The 5,917-nt window shown below is 72.8% G+C and carries 5 protein-coding genes; all 5 read right to left on the bottom strand.

Going from position 1 to position 5,917, the window contains the following annotated elements:
• Positions 1–598, bottom strand: a 598-nt coding sequence (locus tag BZY54_RS33560) for a type III polyketide synthase (protein WP_425276344.1), incomplete at its 3' end; no start/stop codon positions are given.
• Positions 599–1,243: 645 nt separating this feature from the next.
• Positions 1,244–1,483, bottom strand: a complete 240-nt coding sequence (locus BZY54_RS33555) for a DUF6213 family protein (RefSeq protein ID WP_028423261.1) — start codon at positions 1,481–1,483, stop codon at positions 1,244–1,246.
• A 25-nt stretch (positions 1,484–1,508) separates the two neighbouring features.
• Positions 1,509–2,894: an NADP-dependent succinic semialdehyde dehydrogenase gene (locus tag BZY54_RS33550; protein ID WP_086729099.1), complete on the bottom strand. Its 1,386-nt coding sequence runs from the start codon at positions 2,892–2,894 to the stop codon at positions 1,509–1,511.
• A 75-nt stretch (positions 2,895–2,969) separates the two neighbouring features.
• On the bottom strand, positions 2,970–3,410 hold the full coding sequence (locus BZY54_RS33545; protein WP_086729101.1) for an NUDIX hydrolase: 441 nt from the start codon (positions 3,408–3,410) through the stop codon (positions 2,970–2,972).
• Between the two features lie 128 nt (positions 3,411–3,538).
• On the bottom strand, positions 3,539–5,077 hold the full coding sequence (locus tag BZY54_RS33540; protein ID WP_086729098.1) for an ATP-dependent DNA ligase: 1,539 nt from the start codon (positions 5,075–5,077) through the stop codon (positions 3,539–3,541).
• Positions 5,078–5,917: the final 840 nt, after the last annotated feature.

Below are 5,917 nucleotides of genomic sequence, written 5' to 3'. Positions count from 1 at the left end.
TGCCGCGGACCACGGCGGCGGCGATGCCGTCGCCGAACAGGCCGTTGGACAGCAGGGAGCCCACGCCCAGGTCGGTGGGCTGGTAGCACAGCGAGCAGAACTCACAGGCCACGATCAGGGCGTTGGCGTCCGGGTAGGCCGTGCAGAAGTCGTGGGCCCGGTTGATCGCGGCGCCGCCCGCCGCACAGCCCAGCTGGGCTATGGGTATCTGGCGGGTGGTGGAGTCGAAGTCCATCTCGTTGATCAGCCACGCCGTCAGCGAGGGCATCATGAAGCCCGTGCACGAGACGTAGATGATCACATCGATGTCCGTCGTCAGGAGCTCGGCGTCGTCGAGCGCTCGCTGGATGACCGCGGGGACGCGGGCCTTGGCCTCCTGCTCGTAGAGCTTGTTGCGCTCTTCGAAGCCCGGGTGCTCCAGGGTCTGCTCGATGGGCTGCACGATGTGCCGGGTGCGCACACCGGTGTTCTCGATCAGCCGGAGGGCCAGCGGGAGTTGCGGGTGGTCCGCGTGACGGGAACGCGCGAGCTCCAGCGTTTGCTCCATGGTGATCACGTGTTCTGGAACGGACACCGAGGGCCTGCACAAAGTCGCCATGATCCGTGCCTGCTTTCGCCTTCCGGAAGGCCGGTAGCCCCCCGGTCAGAGGGTTGTGCACCCAGAAGGGTGGTCCACCCACGATCACCCGGGAGAGCGATGATCTCTCGCGGGACTACTCCAATCCGGCGACCACGGGCCGGGGCCGCCCGGCCGCCGTACCGTCCGCGGACCGAAGCACGAGACGGCCGCGATAGGAAGAAATGTGCAGGTCAGGGACGCCTGGAGAGAGGCGCCGAGGGCGCGGTCGATCCGACCCCCGCCGGGGCTCGCTGAAGGCACGGCGTGCGAGGGCCCGCGCGGCGCACCCGGCGAAGGGGCGAGGCGGTCGAGTGGGGCGTCGACGGCCTCCGCCGCGGGAGACAGTGGGGACGGGCCATGGGAGGATTGCACGAGCGGTCGGCCGGCAGCCGGTTGCCGGCGTGCGGCCGTGGCACCTGGGCGCGGATCTACGCGTTCAACGGGCCTCGGAGGGATGTGCTCAACGGGCCTCGCGAGGACGCGCTCAACGGGCCCCGAGAGATGGTGCCTTGTGGTCGGCGGGGTGCGGGCGGGGGCCGGCGCTCGGTCCCCTGGCGCGGTCGCGCTCGCGGCGACGCCGGGCCCGCGCTGATGCCGGACGCGGACGTGGGGGCCTGGCGGCGCTCACCCGGAGGCCGCGCCGCTGCTGTGCGCGATGCAGGCCACGTCGATCCGGTCGGCCAGTTTGGCCAGTTCGATGGTCAGCGCGGCCACCGTGTCCTCGTCGAGACCCTCCTGCCCCGCCTCCACCAGGCGCAGCCACCGGCCGCCCACCGTCCGCAGCAGCTTGCTCACATCGGCCGCGGCCACCTGCAAGGTACCGCGGTCGTCGACGATCAGAGGGAGAGTCACTTCGCGGTTCACAAAAAGGATCGTAGCCGTGGAACCCTCACGCTCCGTGCCATACGGTGGTGATGTTGCAGAACTCGCGGATTCCGTGCCCGGACAGCTCACGCCCGTACCCCGACCGCTTCACCCCGCCGAACGGGAACGCCGGGTGCGACGCGGTCATCCCGTTGACGTACACGCCGCCCGCCTCCAGGTCCCGCACGAACCGGTCCACCTCGTTCTCGTCGCGCGTCCACACGTTTGAACTGAGCCCGAACAGCGAGTCGTTGGCGATCAGCACCGCCTCGTCCAGGTCGGCCGCGTGGTAGAGGGTGGCGACCGGGCCGAAGGCCTCCTCGCGGTGGATGCGCATCTCGCGGGTGATGCCGGCGACGACGGTCGGCGGGTAGTACCAGCCGGGCCCGTCGGGCCGTTCGCCGCCGCACAGCACGCTCGCACCACCGCGCCGGGCGTCGTCGACGAGCTCCTCCAGGTCCGCCCGGCCCCGCTCGCTGGAGAGCGGACCCACCTCGGTGTCCTCCTGCATCGGGTCACCGATCTTCAGCGCCTTCATGCCGGCCACGAAACGCTCGGCGAAGGCGTCGTAGACGTCCGAGTGCACGATGAACCGCTTGGCGGCGATGCACGACTGCCCGTTGTTCTGCACCCGCGCGGTCACCGCGACCTGGGCGGCCCGGTCGATGTCGGCGGACGGCATCACGATGAACGGGTCGCTGCCGCCCAGCTCCATCACCGTCTTCTTGATCATCTCCCCGGCGGTGGACGCCACCGCCCGCCCCGCCGGCTCGCTGCCGGTCAGCGTGGCCGCCTTGACCCGTTCGTCGCGCAGGATGTCGTCGACGGCGCCGGAGCCGACGAGCAAGGTCTGGAAGCAGCCCTCGGTGAAGCCCGCCCGGTGGAACAGGTCCTCCAGGTACAGCGCGGTCTGCGGCACGTTGGAGGCGTGCTTGAGCAGCCCGACGTTGCCGGCCATCAGCGCGGGCGCCGCGAACCGGATCACCTGCCACAGGGGGAAGTTCCAGGGCATCACCGCGAGCACCGGGCCGAGCGGCCGGTAGCGGACCAGCGCGCGGGAGGCACCGGAGTCCTTCACGTCGGACTCGGCGGGCTCCTCGTCGGCGAGGAGTTCCTCCGCGTGCTCGGCGTACCAGCGGATCGCCTTGGCGCACTTGGCGGCCTCGGCGCGGGCCTGCTTGACCGGCTTGCCCATCTCCGTGGTCATGATCCGGCTGATCTCCGGCTGATCTTCGTCGAGGACGTCCGCGGCCCGGTTCATGAGGCGGGCCCGCTCGGCGAAGGAGGTCGTCCGGTAGGTGCGGAAGGTGGCCTCGGCGAGCTGGAGCCGGCGCTCGATCTCCTCCTCGTCCATGGCCTCGTACGTCTTGAGCGTCTCGCCGTTGGCGGGGTTCACCGTGGCGATGGACATGGCTGACCTCCCTGGGAGCGGGCTGTGCTTCGACCTTCGCGCGCCGCGGCGCCGTCCGCAACGCGTGGGGCTTTCTCAGAGCGAGTGCTCAGCCAGTCGGTCGAGAAACGCGGCCTGGGCGGTGACGATCACCTCGCGGGCCCGGTCCAGTCCGAGCCACGCGACCCGGTCGAGCTCGGGGAACTCCTGGGTCCGCCCGGACCGCGGCGGCCACTCCATCAGGAACGTGCCGGGGACCACCGCCGTCGGGTCGAGGTCGCCCTCGACCGCCCAGACGGTGACGATCTTGCCGTTCTTCTGCCGGACCTCGCCGAGCGACACCCCCTCGCCGTCGGGCGGCTCCAGCCCCAGCTCCTCGCGGAACTCCCGGCGGGCGGCCTCCCAGGCGGGTTCGTCCGGCTCGTACTCGCCCTTGGGCACGGTCCACGCCCCCGTGTCGCGCCGCGCCCAGAAAGGGCCGCCCATGTGCCCGAGCAGGACCTCCGGACCGTCGCCGGTGCGCCGGAACAGCAGCAGGCCGGCACTGTGCCTGGCCCTTCTGCTCTGCCCTTCCCGCCGGTCCGGTTCCCCCTGCCGGTTCCGCCGGTTCCCCCGGTCCGGCCGGTCCCGTGGGTCCTGCGGGTCCCGCCGGTCGCGCTCGTCCGTCACGGCCGCACCTCCGGGTGTGCGGCCAGCAGCGTCTCCACGGTGTCCGCCTCCTCCGGGCGCTTGTCCTCGCGATAGCGCACGACCCGGGCGAAGCGGAGGGTGACGCCCGCCGGGTAGCGCGTGGACCGCTGCAGGCCGTCGTAGGCGATCTCGACGACCAGCCCGGGTCGTACGACCACCCCCCAGCCCTTCTCCTCGACGGCCAGCTCCCGCAGCCGCTCGGTCTGCCAGGCCAGCATCGCGTCCGTCATGCCCTTGAAGGTCTTGCCGAGCATGGCGAAGCCGCCGTCGGCGGTGCGGGCGCCCAGATGCAGGTTGGACAGCCGGCCGGTGCGGCGGCCGTGGCCCCACTCGGCGGCCAGGACCACGAGGTCGAGCGTGTGGACGGGCTTCACCTTCAGCCAGGAGGCACCGCGCCGGCCCGCGCTGTAGGGGGCGTCGAGCGCCTTGACGACCACACCCTCGTGTCCGCGTTCCAGGGTCTTCTCGAGGAAGTCCTCGGCCCGCCCGACCTCCTCCGGCCCGGACACGACCGCGCGCCGCACCCGCATGGGTTCGGGGACCAGCCGGGCCAGCTCGGCGTGTCGCTCGGTGAACGGCAGGTCGAGCAGGTCCCTGTCGCTGACCGACAGCGCGTCGAAGAAGACCGGTGAGACGGGGACCGCCTCTGCGGCCGTGGCCACGTCCAGCCGGGAGCCGACGCGCCCGGCGGTCTCCTGGAAGGAGCGCGGGCGCCCGTCCGCCCCGAAGGAGATGACCTCTCCGTCCAGGATGAACCGCTCACCCGGCAACGCCAGGGCGGCCGTGGTCACTTCGGGCAGCCGGTCGGTGATGTCGTCCAGGGTGCGGGTGTGGACCCGTACCGTGTCGCCGTCCCGGTGCACCTGGACCCGGATGCCGTCCAGTTTCTCCTCCACGGCGCACGCTCCCAGCTTGTCCACGGCCTCGGCCACGGAGGAGGCGCTGTGCGCGAGCATCGGCAGGACCGGACGGCCCACGGTGAGCCGGAAGCGCGCCAGGGCCGCCGGGCCGTCGGCGAGCAGGGCCCGTGCCACCGTCTGCAGCGACCCGGCCAGCATCACCGCCCGCCGCACGTCCGCCGCCGGTGCGCCGGTCGCCCCGGCGAGCCCCTCCACGGCGACGGCGTCCAGTGCCCCCTGCCGGACCTCCCCGGTGAGCAGTCCGAGCAGGAACCGCTGCTCGTCCTCGGTGGCCGTGCCCATCAACTCGCCGACGATCCTGGTGCGTTCCGTCTGCGAGCCCGGCCCGGACACCTTGCCCAGTTCGCCCAGCCGGGCGTCCACCTCGCGCACGGTGAGGGACGGCCCGGCGGCCGGGGCGACCCGGCGGCCGAGCACCTTCCACCCCACGCCGAGCCGCCCCTGCGGCAGCCGTCCCGCCAGGTACGGGATGACGATCGGCACGTCGTCCGCCTCCGCCTCCCGGAACAGCTCCGCAAGGAGGGCGATCTTCCGGGAGCGCGCCGAGGCGGCCGCGACCTCCCGCGACACCTGCGCCAGCCGGGCGAGCAACATGCAGTCATGGTGCACCGCAGAACGCCGCTCTACACCCGGGCGGTGCCGTTTACCCCGGCGATGCCGTTCAACCGATGGGTCCTGGCTTCCGCCGCGCAGCCGGGCGCGCTTTTGGACGGTGCTGTTCGTCGGGTGGTGGCTGGGTCTTGTGGTGGATTCGGGCGGTGCTGTTGATCTGGTGGTGCATGGGTCCTGTGGTGGTTTGGGTGCGGCGATTGTTCATCCGGTGGTGTCTGGGTCTTGCGGTGGGTTCGAGCGGTGCTGTTCATCGGGCGGTGCCCGGATCCCGCCACGTAGTCCGGCGGTGCCGTTCACAAGGCGGACGTGGGTCCTGCCTCGCGCAGCCGGGCGGTGCCGTTGATTGGGCGGGCCCGGACTCCGCCCCGCATTCTGGCGGTGCGCCGCGGCCGCCCCGAGCGGTGTCGGGGCCCCCGCCGCGCCCCTTCGCGGCGCGGTCACCGGGCGCGGCCGGGGCCTGCCGCGCCCTGGGACGCCCCTCACCCGGGCGGGGCCTGGACCCCGCTGCGCCCTCGGGGGTGCCGTTCATCTGGCGGGGCAGGATTCCGCCGCGCCCTCGGGCGGAACCAGGCGGTGCCCGCATCCGGCCGGGCGCTCGGCGTTTTCCTGCATTCCGGCGGAGCTCGGGGCCAGGCCCAGGCTCCGGGCCAGGCCCAGGCTCCGGGCCCGGGCCGTGCTCCGGGCGCGGGTCAGTACTCCGTACCCGCGCCGAGCCCCGCACTTGGCGGTGCCGCGCGCCGGGCGGTGCCCCGCGCCGGGCGGCGCCGCGCACCTGGCAGTGCTCCGCGCCGGGCGGTGCCCCGTACCCGGCGGTGCCGCGTA

This window comes from Streptomyces carpinensis (genome assembly GCF_002154505.1).
Lineage (GTDB): Bacteria > Actinomycetota > Actinomycetes > Streptomycetales > Streptomycetaceae > Streptomyces > Streptomyces carpinensis.
This window is presented reverse-complemented; position numbering and strand designations above follow the sequence as displayed.

Bases quoted from the DNA above. Each gene is read 5' to 3' on its own strand.
- BZY54_RS33550 (WP_086729099.1), bottom strand. From the start codon at position 2,894: ATGTCCATCGCCACGGTGAACCCCGCCAACGGCGAGACGCTCAAGACG.
- BZY54_RS33540 (WP_086729098.1), bottom strand. From the start codon at position 5,077: ATGTTGCTCGCCCGGCTGGCGCAGGTGTCGCGGGAGGTCGCGGCCGCC.